We start from the raw sequence: 16,275 nt of genomic DNA, 5'->3' as shown, positions 1-16,275 counted from the left end.
GGCGGTGGTAGTGCTCATGTCGCACGCTCGGCCGGCGTTTCCGCGGGCCACCTCGTGAATGCGGATGGCGCGAAGGGAAGGCCCGGCTTGCCGGAATCCACGCTCTGGAAGCGTGGTGGGCGGTACAGGGTTCGAACCTGTGACCCCTACCATGTCAAGGTAGTGCTCTACCGCTGAGCTAACCGCCCGGTCTTGCCCTTTGCAGGGGCGCGAATTCTAGCCCGGAAGCGGGGTCGCCGACAACCGGGGGGCGGCACCCGGCGCCTCAACCGCCGAGGCTGGCGTCCTTCAGGCGCTGGATCTGGTCGCGCAGGCGCGCGGCATCCTCGAATTCCAGGTCGCGGGCGTGCTGGTACATCTGCTGCTCCAACAGCTTGATCCGGGCGACCGCCTTCGCCGGGTCCATCACGCCGTACTCGGCAGGCTCCTCGGCCACGCGGCGTCCCTTGCCCCGGCCCGTCTTGCCTTCGCTTGCGGCCTCACTGCGGGCGCCTTCCAGGATGTCCACGATCGGCCGCGCCACCGATTTCGGCGTGATGCCGTGCGCCTCGTTGTACTCCACCTGCTTCTCGCGGCGACGGCTGGTTTCGTCCATGGCGGCCTGCATCGAGCGGGTGATCCGGTCCGCGTACAGGATCGCCTTGCCGCGCAGGTTGCGCGCGGCGCGGCCGATGGTCTGGATCAGGGAGCCGGTCGACCGCAGGAAGCCCTCCTTGTCGGCGTCCAGGATCGCGACCAGCGAGACCTCCGGCATGTCCAGGCCTTCGCGCAGCAGGTTGATGCCCACCAGCACGTCGAACTTGCCCAGGCGCAGGTCGCGGATGATCTCGACGCGCTCCACCGTATCCACGTCCGAGTGCAGGTAACGCACCTTGATGCCGTGTTCGCCCAGGTATTCGGTGAGGTTCTCGGCCATCCGCTTGGTCAGTGTGGTGACCAGCACGCGATCGCCCCATCCCACCCGCTCATTGATCTGCGACAGCAGGTCGTCCACCTGCGTACCCACCGGGCGGATCTCCACTTCCGGATCGATCAGGCCGGTGGGGCGCACCACCAGTTCGACGATCTCGTCGTTGGATTCGCGCAGTTCGTAAGGCCCTGGCGTTGCCGACACGTAGATGCTGCGCGGCGAACGGGCCTCCCATTCCTCGAAGCGCAGCGGCCGGTTGTCCAGCGCAGACGGCAGGCGGAAGCCGAACTCCACCAGCGTTTCCTTGCGCGACCGGTCGCCTTTGTACATCGCGCCGATCTGCGGGATGGTCACGTGCGACTCGTCGATGACCAGCAGCGCATCGGCCGGCAGGTAATCGAACAAGGTCGGCGGCGGTTCGCCGGGGGCCTTGCCGGTCAGGTGGCGGGAGTAGTTCTCGATGCCTGAGCAGAACCCTACTTCCGCCATCATTTCCACGTCGAACTGGGTGCGTTGGGCCAGGCGCTGCGCCTCCACCAGCTTGTTCTGCGCATACAGCTGTTCCAGCCGATCCTTCAGCTCGACCTTGATGGTATCGATGGCGGCCAGCACGCGCTCGCGCGTCGTGGCGTAGTGCGTCTTCGGATAGACCGTGTAGCGCTGCAACTTGCGCAACGACTCCCCTGTGAGCGGATCGAACAGACTGAGCCCCTCGACTTCCCCGTCGAACAGCTCGATGCGCACGGCCTCCGCATCGCTTTCGGCCGGGTGCACGTCGATGATCTCCCCGCGCACGCGGAAGGTGCCGCGCTGCAGTTCGTACTCGTTGCGGGTGTACTGGAGCTGGGTCAGGTGGCGGATCAGGTCGCGCTGATCGATCCGCTCGCCCAGTGACAGGATCAGGCGCAGCGACAGATAGTCTTCCGGCGCGCCCAGGCCATAGATCGCGGACACCGTGGCCACCACCAGGGCGTCGGGCCGCGACAGCAGCGTCTTGGTCGCGGCCAACCGCATCTGCTCGATGTGCTCGTTGATCGAGCTGTCCTTCTCGATGAAGGTGTCGCTGGCCGGCACGTAGGCTTCCGGCTGGTAATAGTCGTAGTAGCTGACGAAATACTCGACCGCGTTGTGCGGAAAGAACGCCTTGAACTCCCCATACAGCTGCGCCGCCAGTGTCTTGTTCGGCGCCATCACCAGGGTCGGTTTCTGGATCCGCTGGACGACGTTGGCCACGGTGTAGGTCTTGCCCGAACCCGTCACGCCCAGCAGCGTCTGCTTGGCCACGCCCGCCTCGAAGTTCTCCACCAGCTTTTCGATGGCCTGCGGCTGGTCGCCGGCCGGGGAATAGGGTGAAACCAGCTGGAAACGGTCGGTCATTTCAGGTCGCCGGGGGGCCGACCGATGAGTATAGCGGCGCGATCGTGGTCGCTTCGCGGGCGATTTCCTACACGCGGGCAGGGACTGACCTGATGGCGCACGACTCGTGGCGAGCCGAGGCTGGACTTGCCGGATGAATCAAGGAGATACGCCATGGCAAGGATGCCAGTGTCAGCAGCCCAGCCCGCTCCACGCCAAGCCTGTGCCAGTCCACGTGGCTTCACGCTCATCGAGATGATCGTGACCATGTCGCTGATCGCAGTTCTTGCCGCACTCGCCGTCCCGTCTTTCCAGGCCCTATCCAAACGCAGCCGGGTCGACAGCACCTTGCATCTGCTGACCGCTCATTTCGCCTCCGCGCGCATCGCGGCGATCACGCACAACATCCCAGTCGTCATCTGCCCCAGTCGCGGAGACGGCGCATGCAGGCAGGACGGCGACTGGAGCGACCACTGGCTGACCTTCCGGGATCCGGACGGCAATCGCCAGCCCGACGAAACGATCGACCTGTACCGGAACGATCCTGCGCCCCGCAGCCCCAGGCTTCGCATCCTCTCCACGGCAGGAAGGCGCCAACTACGGTACCTGCCGACCGGCTACAGCTCCGGAAGCAACCTGACATTGCGGGTCTGTTACGACGGCGAAGTCAGCGGCCTGGTGGTTGTCAACAACGCCGGACGCGTACGCACCGCACGCCCCAGCGAACCAGAGCCTTGTGGCGATGTCACGGACAGCCTTTGAATTCAAGGTTTTGTGGAAGGCTCCCCGCAGGTCCGGCAAGGCACCCGCCCCGCTCCACCCGAATGACTTGCCCCGGCACGGAACCCGCCGCTACAATACGCGCCCCGCCCGAATAGCTCAGCCGGTTAGAGCACTTGACTGTTAATCAGGGGGTCGTTGGTTCGAGTCCAACTTCGGGCGCCAAGCACTACACGCACTCAGGCCGCGAGCGATCGCGGCCTTTGTCGTTTCGGGGCGCTGGAAACATATAGCGGCGGCGGCCTGCGAGGGCGGTGCTCGACCGCTGACCCCGCCTCACCGGCAGCCTAGCCGGCGCCGATGTCGAGGCACATGCGACGCCGACCTACGCCTGCAGTCCACGCGAGGAAGCGATGAACGGCAGGGCCCGGATCAGAGGCCCTGCCTCCATCGCCGCAACTCAGAAGCAGTTCGACGGCGTGGAGGAATACGAGCCCGACACGGACTTGGTACCACGCTCGTTGATGCTCAACGTGGCGCACTGCGTGTCGTTGCTGGCTTGCCCGCCCTGCGGCGTGGCCGCCAGCGTGTAGGTGGTGGCAGTGGGCCCGGCTGAAAACGCGAAGGTGTAATGGGTTCCCAGCTCGGTTGCGCACGCTGCGGCGGGCAGCGCGGCACCGGTATACCCCATGTTCGTCGAGTAATAGCGCTCCATGAACTGGGCCCGTTCGAGCAGGCATGCCGCCGCCGCAGATCGCCTGGTCTTCGTCACTTGCCCGGTGTAGCTCGGGTAGGCGATGGCCGCCAGTATGCCCACCACCGCAATGGCGATCATCAGCTCCATCAAGGTGAACCCTTCGCTCCGCTTTTTCATGTTGATTCCCTTGCTCATTCTGCTGGAACGAGTTCGCGCCAGTTCACGCGCGCCGGACGGCCACCCGCCGGTGGGGTGATCGCCTGGCTCGATGTGTTGCCTTCACCGCCATTCTCCGTCGAGAACGCACCCGTACCCACGGTCGCCAGCGCACTCGTCACGTTCGCTTCGGTTGGCATGCCGCCCGTGATCCCGATCGAACCAACGATCCCTTGGCCGACGTTTCCGCCGTTGGAGAAGTAGCTTCCCGACTCCGGGCTGGTGCCGGTGAACAGGTTTATCGCATTCAGGAAGCCGCTGCCGATGGAACTATTGCAGTCACTGCCCGTGGGAGGAACGATCGAAGAGACATACATCGCCGTACCGTAGATGGTAGGCGCGGACACCACACGTTCGGGAACAGGCAGATCGATGTACCAGCCCAACCTTCCGGCGGAGAGCGCCGAATAGTTCTCGAACCCTCGCGTCGCCGTACCTGAGTACGGGATGGAGCGCGCCTGGAGGCTGGCACGATTGGGAATCGTGCTTCCCTGGTCCTTGATGCCGTACAGGCTCTGCGTGGTCTGCGTGGCGACACCCGGCATATCGGTGCTGGAAATGAAACGCCCCGTGCCGAACCCCACGAAGATGGTGCCCGTGTTGTCGCGCCCCACGCCCAAGCCACCCGTAATCGGCTGAGCCGTGTTGGCACTGTCCACGGCCTGGAACAACCTCACTGCCGACGAGGGCGGCGAGTTGCCGGTGAAGTCCCAACGCCAGATATTGCCCTTGAGGTCGCCGCCGTAGACGGTATCGACCTTGTTGTCTCCGTCCAGATCGGCCATGCCCAGCGACATCAGTCCATTGCCGCCGCTGGCGTCTGCCACCAGGCGGGTCGTGGAGGTGATGCCACCGTTCGCATTCAGCTCATAGACGAACAGCGTGGCCGAGCCGTTCGGGCTTTCGATGCCGTTGGGGACGAAGGCGTACGTCTTGTCGCCGTTACCCTTGCGGATCAGCACACGCCCCAGCACGTAGCCCATGTTCGGCTCGGTGGTGGTGCCCTGTGTCGTTTCGTCCCACAGCACCTTGCTCGTCGTCATTGCCGCGGGCGCCGTGACGTCCAGCGCGAACACGCCGCGCCCACCACGACCCAGGGCGGCCACCAGGATGTTCTTGCTGTTGCCCTGGTTGGCCCGGCTGATCACGTCGATCTGGCCATCGACAAAATAACGGTGCTCGTAGGCCGTGGCGCTGAGGCTGGCCAGGGCGGTGTAATCGAGACCCTTCGGGACATAGGAGAACAGGACCTGGCCGCGCGTGGCGGAAGCACTATCGGCATTGATGGCATGCAACATGCCATCGTTCGCGCCGATGAAAACGGTCTTGGTGTCTTCCGAGTAGGCAGGCGACGAATTGACGATATCGCCGATCAGGCCCGTCCGCCGGCGCAAGGTGCCACCTGTCTGGCCGACCTCCTTCGTGCGATCGCCCCTCAGATACGCGATGTTCTCATCGGTGGTCGCTGCATCCGCCTGGCCGGTGCGCGCGGCGAGGTCGGAGGCTCCGGTCATCGTGTTGTTGAACAGGGACGCCGTACCCCCCTTCATGGTCAGTACGGTGCGGTTCCTGTAGTTGGTGTTGGCCTGGCCCGCCGAGAAGGTCTGCGACAGGATCCAATCGGGCGTCGTCGACACGCCCGTCAGCGCCGCGTTGAACGGACTGGCGACCAGGTCGCCGTTCCAGGTGCCGGAGGTGAAACCAGCGACGAACGTGAGCGTGGAGGTATCCGTCTTGGTCGAGCTGGACGCGATGTTGGAGCCGGACGCGCTGCGGGAGTCGATGGCCGACAGCGCACTCACCAACGCCTCGGCGAACCTGTCGCTATTGCTCGCGACCACGAACTTGCCGCGCCCATTGAGGGCGGCGTGCCAGAGGTCGTCGATACGCTTGGGACCTTCGCCGCCCGTGTTCGGATCGACATTCCACGGGGTCGGCGGCGCGAGGTTCGGATTCAGCGTGCCTTGCAGGCCGATCGAGACGCCGAACGTAACCATATGCTGCCAGTCGGCGGGGTCAGCGGCGCTGGTCAGCACGTTGTTCGCCATTCCGGTGCGAAGATCGGTACTCCAGTAGCGGTACGCCACGTCCGCCAGCGTGTCCGAGTAAGTATCGGGGTACTGCGGCGGATTGTTGTCGACGTCGCGACTGGCGGCGGCATCGGCATTGCCCACGCTGGTATAGCCAGCGTTGTCGTTCCAGTAACCGTCGGTGGTCAGGATCGCGAAATTCTGCCGGCAGGTCAGCATGCTGCCCGTGGAATTGACCTTCCAGGGGTTGTCCGTGGCGAAATAGCGCGCGGCGCGCTGCAACGCACCCTTGAGCGGCGTGCCGTCGTCAGCACCCGTTCCATGCAGCCTGCTGTAGAAATCGGTGCGGTTGCTACCCTCGAACAGGCCGCCGTTCGTCGCCCACGGGATGGGATAGGCGGGAACACTCCCGGCGGTGCCGATCGTCGCTCCCCCGGCATTGCGATTCCAGATGGTGTCGTAACCCACCCGGTAGTTCCTGCCGAGACGGCCGAATGCTTCGGAAGCACCGGCCTTGGCCATCTTGTTGCGGGTGCGGTGATACTGGTACCAGTTGGCGAAATTCTGCAGCTCGGCCTGCTGCAACACCGCGGTATTGCCGCTCGGCGTCATGTCGGACCACGTCTGGGCGGTTACCGTGTAACTGATATTGGAAACCGCCGTGTACGCATAGATCCGGAAACTGATCGTGGCACGAGGCGAATCGATCGTCACGCTCTCATTGTTGTTGTTGCCCGTGCTGCTTGTCTCGTTGTCCGAGCAATCGCTGCGCCTCGTATAGACATACAAGTCGCCATCGCCGCTACCACCAGAGGTTTCGATGGTCACGCTAGTGGCATTGTTGGTGTTGACGACAATGCAGCTGGACCAGTTCCTGTTGCCGATGGAGGCGATGGTCGTAGGCCCCAACAACGTCACGGCCGCGAGCTTCTGGACAACGCCTCCGCCGTAGCTCGTGGAGGAACTCGAACTGGTGATGCGGTATTTGTCGTAATTGCTGGTAGTCAGCCCCGGGTTGGCCACTCTGGGGACGTAGAAGTACGTCTTGCCAACGTTCGAACTCGACGTCAGGTCGATCGGGCTCGCTGTCGGGCTGGTCGCGCTGTCGGATACGGACCTGAAATTGGCCGCAGTCAGACGATCGGTGAGATCCATGCTGGCGGTACGCCACGGCAGATACGTCGTCGCCGGGTTGTAGTACAGCGAATTGTTGACGTAAGAGCGGTCCTTGACCGTGTCCGATGTACCGCTACTGGTATCCGTGTCCGCCCACATCCACGACCGCTCCATGGAGCCGGAGTCGTCGAGGATCAGCATGATGTTCGGCGGGATGGCGTTACCGCCCGTCAGCAACGGGTAATCCGGGAACGAGGTGGCTGCGTGGACGGGCAACCCGGCGAGCGTCGCCAGTGCGGTAAAACCGGTCACGGCAAGCGTCTGCAGCCAGGAAGGCTTGCGGGACGACATCGTCTTCTTCGTCTTCATGATGCGCTCCAATTAGCGCCGGTACAGCGACTGGAGAATCACCTCGCCGCCCGTGGGCGTCGTGGCGTAGGAGGTGATGCGATACACCGTTTGAGTCGTCCCCGCCGACGGCGGCGGCTTACCCAGATCGATACTGCCGGAGGCACCGGAGGACGCCGTGGTGACCTGGCCGAAATTCTCGATCACGAAACGCGGCGCCACGGTCGCCGATTCGCTGACCGACAACGCCGTTCCTGTCTGGTAACCGCCCGCGGTCGACCAGAAACTGGTGCCCGACCACGCGGGCTCGGCCGGAGGGGCGACCATCGCACAACGGCCTGCGCTGCACCCCGACGCGGGGAAGGTCACGGTACCGTCGCGCACGATGATTTCCGCTTGGCGCAACCCGGCTTCCGCCACCTGGAACGCCATGCTGCGTGACGCCGTGTTGGACGCCATGCGCTCCTGCATGATGGCCCCACGCATGGAAGCGATACCGAGGATGGTCACGATCAACAGCAACAGCAGGACGACCAACAGGGCGGCACCCGACTGCGCGGCTCGCGTCTGACCGAGGGAAGGAGGCGTCTTCATTGGATGTCCTGGTGGTTTCTGAGCACGACGTAGTCGTCCAAGGTCCGGGTCAACGGCGCATTGTCCGTCCCGGCCACGTCGCCCTGGGTCAGCGCCCCCTGGGCGGCTTGGAACGTCATCTGCACGCGTACCGCCGATACCGTGGCCCAGCCGCCCGCCGCAGTGACCGCAGCAGCATCCGAATAGCCAACGGCATTGCCGATCTTGTAGGTCAAGGTGAGCCCGTTCACGCCCTCGGCGATCTCGCTGCGCGTGCCGGCCACCGTGCGGTACAGCGAATTGCCACCACGGCCATTCGCCGCGACCGTCCACAGCGCGCTGCCGGGCACGACCACGTAAGCGGGCGACTGTCCGATCCCGCCGGGACACGCGGTGACATCGGCCGCCGTGCGCGCGACGCCGGCACCCAGCCAGAAGCAATAGCCGGGATTGGCATTGATGGCCGTGCAGCTCGCCGAGCCAAGCTTGGGACGCGTGAAGCTCGTCCCGCAGTTCGCCGATCCGGTATGACCGATGGTGGTTCCCCCGGATGTGATGCCGGTCGTGGAAAACACGATGGCGTAATCGTTGTTGCAGACCATCACCTGCTGCCCGTTGACCATGCCAGCGGTGGGCGTGCTCACCGTGATGACGTTGCCCGGACGCTTGTGCTCGTTGACGGCATTGGTGCCGTTGTTCGCCATGTACAGCGTGACTTCGTCCGATCCGTTGGCTCCCGTGCCGTCGACACCAAAGACGCCATCCGAGAACCGCGACCAGAACGTCAGATCCGGCGCCGCCAACTGGACGCCGAAGGTATCGGTATTGACCCCGCCAAGGCGGAGGCAGGGATTCGTCCCGGCCTCGCGGATGTCTCGCGCCAGGATCTCGAACGCGCTGCGTTGATTCTCCTGGATGCGGCCGACCGCCTCGGTCGCGCCATAAACCCGCTTGTTCGACAGGAACAGACTGCTCGCCGCGGCCACCACCAGCAGGCCCAGCAGCAAGGCGATCATCAGTTCGATCATCGTGAAGCCGCGCTGCGCGGCCGGATTCTGCCTCGGAACGTGCGTCATAGCTGGCTCGTGATGTTGATGCATGTCTTGTCCGAGGCGGGTGCCGGACACCCTCCGCCAGAACCGTTGCGATCGGTCCATTGGACGCCCACGCTGCAGGTCATGGTGTTGGCATTGCAAACCACCCGCCCCATGGCGTCGGGCGCCACGGTGGTCTTCAACCCGTCCAGCCAGCCCATCATCGTTCCAGCGCCACCGGTGCCATTGCCGTCGGCGTAGATATTGGTGTTGTAGGTGCCGAGGTTGGCGCGGTCGGCGCGGATGATGTCCATCATCGAATAGATCTGGATGGACGCCTGCGTGCGGCTTGCCGAACCCATCGAGTTCTTCAACGTCAGCGCCTGCAATGCGGCGACGCCGAGAACACCGATCGCCAGCACCAACACCGCGATCAATACTTCAATGAGCCCCACGCCACGCTGGCGTCTGGGTGCAACAAAGGCGGATGTGCGCTTCATCGTGACCTCAATTGTCTGCTGGCGCCGAGCAGCTGGATGTGGCAGCGCGTCTCGCCGTACTGATTCGGCCTACATTCGAACTCACGTCGATTCCATTGTTTCCGGTCAACTGCGCCACACAGAAACCAACGGCCCCGTTCGCGGTGCCTGCGGCATTCGTGCCCACGACGGAGAAGCCGCTGGGGAAGAACGTGAACCTGTTGTTGCCTGCCGAGAGGTTCGTACTGCTCCGCAGCGTGACCGCGCCGTGGAACGTCTGGTCCCGGAGGACCGTATTGACCCCGTTCTTGGTCATCACGGCGATCCAACGGTTGCCCAGCGTCGCCGTGCAGGTGCTTCCATCCGTACTCGGACACACCGCAACGCGCGCGCGGTTGCTGATCGCACTGGCCCGGGCGGTCTGCAACGTGACCGCCATCTCATTGGCCGCGGACGACAATCTGTTGCTGCGAATGAAGCTCGACAGGCTCGGCACCGCCAGCGTCAATACGATCGCAGCGACAGACATGGTGACTAACAGCTCGATCAGGGTGAATCCGCGCTCACGGCGCGCCCCCTCGAACTTTCGACTGCGTCGCAGCATGGCCCTCCCCCCCCTAGATGGCGGCAGCACACACCCTAGGGCAGTGGATGGCGGCGGCGCCAGCCACCCCCGATAAGCGGGCTATTCCCATGCGTGGACGGTTCAGCCCATTATTGGCGCTGTCCGGCGGAGACCGGGGCGACCGGAACTGGACCCTTGAAGAACCCCGGCAGAAGTCCTCTCGATGCGCTGTTCCGAGCCCCCGTACTGATCGCCGTACTCATGGCGGGCGAGGCGCTGGCGCTGATCATGGCCCTGGCGTGGGAGGCGACCGGTCCGCGGCTGGTCCAGTTCGGGCTCGCCTCACTGGGCATCCAATGGGTCTCGCTGGCCACCCTTTGCCTCCTTTATCTGCTGCGCCGGCCACTGGCCAGGCTCCCCCCGCCCTTGCTGGCGTGGCTGTGCCTGGCTTTCCTGCTCTGCATGACCTTGCTGGTCGCTTCCGCTGCGTGGAGCCTGCTCGAAATATCCACGAACGCGACGGAAGGCAGAACGTCTTTCGTGCTCAGGATGCTGGCGATCGCGGTCATTGTCGGGCTGCTGATGCTGCTCACGTACCAGAACTATTGGCATGCCAAGCAGCTGGCCGTGCGAGCCAAGCAGCTGGAGCTCGAAGCCCTGCAGGCCCGTATCCGGCCCCACTTCCTGTTCAACACGCTCAATACCGGCGCAGCGCTGGTCCACCAGCGACCCGAAGAGGCCGAACGATTGCTGCTGGACCTGTCCGACCTGTTCCGCGCCGCGCTGGCCGGGCCGCGCGAGATCAGCCTGGCGGATGAGTTGTCGCTGGTGCGCCGCTACCTGGAGATCGAGGGTTTGCGTTTCGGGCAGCGCCTGCGGGTCGAGTGGCAGCTGCCGGAGGTCATGCCGGCCCTGTCGGTCCCCGCCCTGTCGATCCAGCCCCTGGTCGAAAATGCGATCCGGCATGGCGTGGAGCCGGCGGCCAGCGGGGGCGACGTCAGTGTGGCCATCGCCGAGTCGGGCGGCATGGTGGAAATCAGGGTGGGCAATGCGCTGCCCACCGCGCCGGTGCGCCCCACGACGGGACACCAGGTGGGGCTCAACTCCGTCAGGGCACGCATCCAGGCGATGACCCAGGGGCTCGGCAGCGTGGAAACGCAGGCGAAAGACGGCCGCTACACCGCTGTCCTTCGCCTGCCGATGCCCTGATCGCTCAGGTCACCACGCGATAGCAGGGCTTGTACTCGCCCGCGATCTTCATGCGCCGCTGTTCGACGAAGGCACGCAGCAGCGCATCGAGGGCCTGCATCATGGCGCCGTCGCCGTGGATCTCGAACGGACCGAATTCCTCGATCCGACGCATGCCGTCTTCCTTCACGTTGCCCGCCACGATGCCGGAGAACGCTCGGCGCAGGTCGGCCGCCAGGTCGTGCACCGCACGGCCCGGACGCAGCTGCAGCGCAGCCATCGCTTCATGCGAAGGAATGAACGGCTGCTGGTAGTCCTCGGGAATCTGGACCGCCCAATTGAAGAAGAACGAATCCTTGTGCTCGATGCGGTACTCGCGCACGCGCCGGATACCGGCCACCATCTTCTTCGCGACCGCCACCGGATCACCGATGATGATCTCGTAACGCGCCGCTGCTTCATCGCCCAGCGTCAGCCGAATGAAACGGTCGATCTGCTCGAAGTAAGGCGCCGCGATGGTCGGGCCGGTGAGGATCAGCGGGAACGGCAGGTGCGCATTCTCCGGGTGGAGCAGGATGCCGAGCAGGTACAGGATTTCTTCCGCCGTGCCGACGCCGCCCGGGAACACCAGGATGCCATGGCCGATGCGGACGAAGGCCTCCAGGCGCTTCTCGATGTCCGGCATGATGACCAGGTGGTTGACGATGGGGTTCGGCGACTCGGCGGCGATGATGCCGGGCTCGGTCACACCGATGTAGCGGGTCTTCGCACGACGCTGCTTGGCGTGCGCGATCGTCGCGCCCTTCATCGGCCCCTTCATCGCGCCCGGGCCGCAGCCGGTGCAGATGTCCAGGCCACGCAGGCCGAGCTCGTAACCGACCTGCTTGGTATAGAGGTATTCGTCGCGCGAGATCGAATGGCCGCCCCAGCACACGACCAGGTTCGGATCGGTCGGCTTGAGGATGCGCGCATTGCGGAGCAGGCCGAACACCGCATTGGTGATGCCGGCCGACGATTCGAGGTCGGCCGCGTATTCCGGACCCAGTTCGATCGCGGTGTACGCCAGGTCGCGCACCACGGCGAACAACAACTCGGCCACGCCGCGGATGATCTCGCCATCGACGAAGGCCATCGCGGGCGCATTGATCAAGTCGATGCGCACGCCCCGGTCCTGCTGCAGGACCTGGATATCGAAGTCGGGGTAGAGATCGCGCGCGGCGCGCGGATCGTCCGAAGCGCTGCCACTGGTCAGCACGGCCAGCGCGCAGCGGCGCAGGAGTTCATGCATGCCACCGCTCGAGGCGTCACGCAGACGCGCCACTTCGGCGCGGGAAAGCACGTCCAGTCCGCCGCGCGGATAGATCCGCGCGTCCTGCACCGGCAACGCCCTCGATGCCGTTTCGCTCATGGTATTTCCTGTTTTCCGTCGTCAGGGGCGGGACTTTAGCGCAGTCCCGCGGGCAAGAGGAGCCCGCCCAAAAAAGAACGGCCGGGTTTCCCCGGCCGTTCGTACTTCGTATCGCTTGGGTATCGCAGGATCAGAACTCGTACTTCAGACCCACCTGCAGCGACCACTGCGAGACGCCGTTGGTCTGCTGGTCGGCATCGGTTGGCACGGCCAGTGCACTGGCCTGGCCGAACTCGGTGCCGCTGCGGTAACCGTAGACGTACTTGCCCTGGTACATGCCGATCATGCTGGCAACGGCGTTGTTGCCATTGAAACCGTAATCCAGGATGTGGCCCCAATCCTTGTTGATCAGGTTGCCGACGTTCTGGATGTCCAGCCAGATCTTCGACTTGTGGCCCTTGAAGAAGCCCGGCAGTTCCTGGCTGATGCGCACGTCGAACGTGTTCACCCAGCCGGCGCGGAAGCCGTTCTCGGGCGCGTAGGTGCCCTTGTAGCGGCTCAGGCCTTCCTGGGTTTCCAGCCACGACCAGAAGGCGGCTTCCATCGCTGCGTTCGGCGTGAACACGCCGGCCGAGGTCAGGCTGCCGAACAGCACGTCGCCAGGGCCTGCGGGCACGTAGAACAGGTCGTTGAAGGTGCGGCTGTCGCCGTTCGCGTCACCCGTGAAGATGTAGCTGTACGGACGGCCGCTGCGGCCTTCGTAGTACAGGCCGACCTGGGTGGCGTAGTCGCCGAAGAACTTGTGCGACCAGTTCAGGGCGCCGCTGAAGCGGTCCCGGATCTCGTAACGGGCGGTGGTGGCCTGCGGCTCGTTGATGTTGAAGCCGTACTGCGAACCGTAGCCGGAACCGGCGGTCGAGCTGGTCAGCGCGGAGACTTCTTCAGCGTTGGTGTAGGTGTAACCCAGGGTCCACGACCAATCGCTGTCGTTGCTGAAAGGCTTGTTCAACGACACGGTCAGCTGCTGGCCCTTGCCCTGGTCGGTGTTCTCGATCAGGAGCACGTCACCGAAGTAGGTATTGCGGCCGAAGCGCGCCTGCGCGGTGTTCGAGTTCCACAGGCCACCCGGTGCATTGGGGTTCCAGTACAGCGTGCGGCCGTCCGGACCGGTGAAGCCAGGACCCACGTTCAGCGTGCGATACACCAGGCCGCTCTTGACGTCGGTCAACAGCAGCTCGGCCGACGCGACGATGCCGTACCACGGCGTCTCCACGTCGAACGCCAGGTTGGCCTTCCACACGGACGGCAGCTCGAAGTCCTCGCCGATCACGTTGACGTTGCGCACGCCCGTGCCCGTGGCCGGGATCGAGGGGTTCAGGCCGTCGGCGGAGAACTGCACGCCGTTGTCGCAGAGGCCATCCGCATTGGCGTCGTTGCAGACCAGGTTCTGGTACGAGATGTAGTTCATGCCCGTGCTGCTGTAGGCATTGCCCACCCACACCTGCGGCGCGTCACCCTGGAACAGGCCGATGCCACCGCGCAGCTGCATGGAGCGCTCGCTGTCGAAGGTGTAGTTGAAGCCGAAGCGCGGCTGGATGATGTAGTCGCCGTTGTAGGTGTTGCTGTTGTCCAGGCCGAAGCCGCCGGTGTAACCGGTGCCGCAGGCCGCGTTCACCGTGCCGGGGGCGGCGGCGAAGCAGGCGTTGTACGGCGGGGCCGGGCTGGCGGTCGGCTTGTCGGCGCGCACGCCGAAGGTCAGCGTCAGGTTCGGCGTGACGTACCACGTATCCTGGATGAAGAGGCCCAGGTTCTTGTTCTTGTACTGCGCCGCGATCGCGTCCGGGTTGGTCGGATTGGTCTGCAGGTCGTAGTCGAAGTACTGGCCGCGGATCAGGTTGCCGAAGTTCGAGACACCACCCACCGACGGGACGTAGAAGCTGTAGTTGCCCCACGAGTCCTGCAGGAAGAAGTTGTAGATGTCGTTTTCGCTGTACTCGGCACCGAACTTGATGTCGTGGTCGCCCAGGGTCCAGGTGGCCGAACCGAAGTAGTTCCAGGTCTCGGTCAGCAGCGTGTTACCGGGCGAGCTGCGCTCGGTACCCAGGCGGATGAAGTCGCCCGACGTGATCGCGTTGCTGTTGTTCAGGTCGTCGAAGTACACCTGGATGGTCGGCGCGGTGGTCGGGCTGACGCGGATCGCCGAGTAGTCGCGGTACGACACCTTGAACTCGGTCGAGAACGTGTCGGTCCAGTCGCTGAACAGCTGGCCGACGTAGCTCTCGACGGTCTTCTCGTGCGAGAACCAGTTCGAGCTCAGGGCCAGCGTGCTGGCGCCGGAACCTTCCGGACGCACGCGGGTCTGCTCCAGCTTGCTGTAGCGGACGCTGGCGCGGTGCGCGTCGCTGATGTTCCAGTCCAGCTTCAGTGCGTACTCTTCCAGCTCGGTATCGCCGTTGCCGGAGGTCTCGCCCGGCTCGAAGCCCCAGATGTCGCGCGCGATGCGCTGCACTTCCGCAAGATCGGCGGCATCGAAATCACCGTCGGCGCGGATCAGCGGGGTGTTGCTCAGGTCCGGGCTGGGCTTGCCGCGCTTGTACTTTTCGTAGTTCGTGAAGAAGAACAGCTTGTCCTTCACCACCGGGCCACCCAGCGTGAAGCCGTAGGTTTCCTCTTCGGTGAACTCGCCGAACTCGGCATTGGTCACCGGGTGCTTGCCGAACCAGTCGCCATCGCGATAGCTGCCGTACACCGAACCGTGGAACTCGTTGGTGCCCGACTTGGTGACGGCGTTGACGTTGGCACCGGCGGCGCCGGCGATCGAGACGTCGTAGCTCGACAGGTTGATGTCGATGGCTTCGATGGCTTCCATCGAGACCGGCTGGCGCTGGGTCGGCATGTTGTTGCCTTCCAGACCGAAGGTGTCGCTGGCCGACACGCCGTCGATGGTGATCTTGTTGAAGCGCGGGTTCTGGCCACCGGCGGTGATGCTGCCCGAGGCGCGATCGGTGAAGGTCACGCGCGGATCGAGGCGCATGTAGTCCTGGATGTTGCCGTTGACCGACGGCAGCGACTGGATCGCGCGCTGGTCGACGCTGGTACCCGAACCCATCTTGGTGGCGCTGAACACTTCCGAGCCACCGCTGAAGCCCACGGCGGTGACGGTTTCCAGGGTGGTCAGGTCGCCGGTCAGGGCGGCATTGACGGTGTTCACCTGGTTGAGCGTCAGGTAGACGTTGTCTTCGGTCTTGGTGCCGGAACCCGACTTGGTGATGGTCACCTGGTAGGGACCGCCGACGCGCAGGCCGCGTGCGGTGTAGCGACCGCTCGCATCGGTCGTGGCGCGGCTGACCGTACCGGATTCGACGTGGGTGATGGTCACCTCGGCGCCGACGACGGGCTGGCCGCCATTGTCGGTGACCAGGCCGCCCACACCGGCCGAGGTGCTCTGCGCGAAGGCAGGCGCGGCGGCGAGTGCGACAACGAGGCCAAGGCTGAGCTTGGACAAGCGAAGACGACGGGATTGGTTCATCGGATAAACCTCGGTACGGGAGTGATGTGGCGAAGCTGGCTGACAGGACGTGCGGAACCGGCCGGCGAGGTCGGTTCAGAGGGCGTGCTAGGGGTTCCCATGGCCCACGCGGCGTCCGCGGAGGTTAATAACAGGTTAACACGATAGGACCATTTTGTGACCGCGG

The 16,275-nt window shown here is 64.5% G+C and carries 11 protein-coding genes and 2 tRNA genes; 3 read left to right on the top strand and 10 right to left on the bottom strand.

Features of this window, described 5'->3' with window-relative positions; translation table 11 throughout:
• Positions 1-113: 113 nt before the first annotated feature.
• Positions 114-188, bottom strand: a tRNA-Val gene (locus ASD72_RS01600).
• Positions 189-265: 77 nt separating this feature from the next.
• The gene (gene uvrB, locus ASD72_RS01595) at positions 266-2,287 is read right to left on the bottom strand and encodes an excinuclease ABC subunit UvrB (RefSeq protein WP_056878212.1); all 2,022 of its coding nucleotides are present in this window, start codon (positions 2,285-2,287) and stop codon (positions 266-268) included.
• A gap of 153 nt (positions 2,288-2,440) precedes the next feature.
• Here uvrB and ASD72_RS01590 point away from each other — a divergent pair, with 153 nt between their 5' ends.
• On the top strand, positions 2,441-3,028 hold the full coding sequence (locus ASD72_RS01590) for a Tfp pilus assembly protein FimT/FimU (protein WP_081420070.1): 588 nt from the start codon (positions 2,441-2,443) through the stop codon (positions 3,026-3,028).
• Positions 3,029-3,134: 106 nt separating this feature from the next.
• A tRNA-Asn gene (locus ASD72_RS01585) sits at positions 3,135-3,211 on the top strand.
• A 235-nt stretch (positions 3,212-3,446) separates the two neighbouring features.
• On the opposite strand, the gene ASD72_RS01580 is transcribed toward ASD72_RS01585, so the two are convergent.
• The 6 genes from ASD72_RS01580 to ASD72_RS20370 are packed head-to-tail and all read right to left on the bottom strand — an operon-like array spanning position 3,447 to position 10,083.
• The gene (locus ASD72_RS01580) at positions 3,447-3,878 is read right to left on the bottom strand and encodes a type IV pilin protein (protein WP_304437821.1); all 432 of its coding nucleotides are present in this window, start codon (positions 3,876-3,878) and stop codon (positions 3,447-3,449) included.
• Positions 3,875-7,414, bottom strand: a complete 3,540-nt coding sequence (locus tag ASD72_RS01575; RefSeq protein WP_155944412.1) for a PilC/PilY family type IV pilus protein — start codon at positions 7,412-7,414, stop codon at positions 3,875-3,877. The genes ASD72_RS01580 and ASD72_RS01575 overlap by 4 nt, the downstream gene beginning before the upstream one ends.
• A 12-nt stretch (positions 7,415-7,426) precedes the next feature.
• Positions 7,427-7,987: a PilX N-terminal domain-containing pilus assembly protein gene (locus ASD72_RS01570; RefSeq protein ID WP_056878209.1), complete on the bottom strand. Its 561-nt coding sequence runs from the start codon at positions 7,985-7,987 to the stop codon at positions 7,427-7,429.
• Positions 7,984-9,042, bottom strand: coding sequence for a prepilin-type N-terminal cleavage/methylation domain-containing protein (locus ASD72_RS01565; RefSeq protein ID WP_056878208.1), 1,059 nt, complete (start codon positions 9,040-9,042; stop codon positions 7,984-7,986). The genes ASD72_RS01570 and ASD72_RS01565 overlap by 4 nt, the downstream gene beginning before the upstream one ends.
• Positions 9,039-9,500, bottom strand: a complete 462-nt coding sequence (gene pilV, locus ASD72_RS01560; RefSeq protein WP_081420068.1) for a type IV pilus modification protein PilV — start codon at positions 9,498-9,500, stop codon at positions 9,039-9,041. The genes ASD72_RS01565 and pilV overlap by 4 nt, the downstream gene beginning before the upstream one ends.
• Before the next feature lie 7 nt (positions 9,501-9,507).
• Positions 9,508-10,083 (bottom strand): GspH/FimT family pseudopilin, encoded by a 576-nt coding sequence (locus ASD72_RS20370; RefSeq protein WP_081420093.1) that lies wholly within the window; start codon positions 10,081-10,083, stop codon positions 9,508-9,510.
• 156 nt (positions 10,084-10,239) lie between these two features.
• Between ASD72_RS20370 and ASD72_RS01550 the strand changes: the two genes are divergently transcribed.
• Positions 10,240-11,253, top strand: coding sequence for a histidine kinase (locus tag ASD72_RS01550; RefSeq protein ID WP_056878205.1), 1,014 nt, complete (start codon positions 10,240-10,242; stop codon positions 11,251-11,253).
• 4 nt (positions 11,254-11,257) lie between these two features.
• On the opposite strand, the gene ppnN is transcribed toward ASD72_RS01550, so the two are convergent.
• Both ppnN and ASD72_RS01540 read right to left on the bottom strand, forming a co-directional pair.
• The gene (gene ppnN, locus ASD72_RS01545) at positions 11,258-12,640 is read right to left on the bottom strand and encodes a nucleotide 5'-monophosphate nucleosidase PpnN (RefSeq protein ID WP_056878204.1); all 1,383 of its coding nucleotides are present in this window, start codon (positions 12,638-12,640) and stop codon (positions 11,258-11,260) included.
• A 130-nt stretch (positions 12,641-12,770) separates the two neighbouring features.
• Complete coding sequence (locus ASD72_RS01540) at positions 12,771-16,109, bottom strand: TonB-dependent receptor (RefSeq protein ID WP_155944411.1); 3,339 nt, start codon at positions 16,107-16,109, stop codon at positions 12,771-12,773.
• Between the last annotated feature and the right edge of the window lie 166 nt (positions 16,110-16,275).

Source organism: Pseudoxanthomonas sp. Root630, from assembly GCF_001427585.1.
GTDB lineage: Bacteria > Pseudomonadota > Gammaproteobacteria > Xanthomonadales > Xanthomonadaceae > Pseudoxanthomonas_A.
The sequence above is the reverse complement of the archived record's forward strand: the minus strand, read 5'-3'. Positions and strand labels throughout refer to the sequence as shown.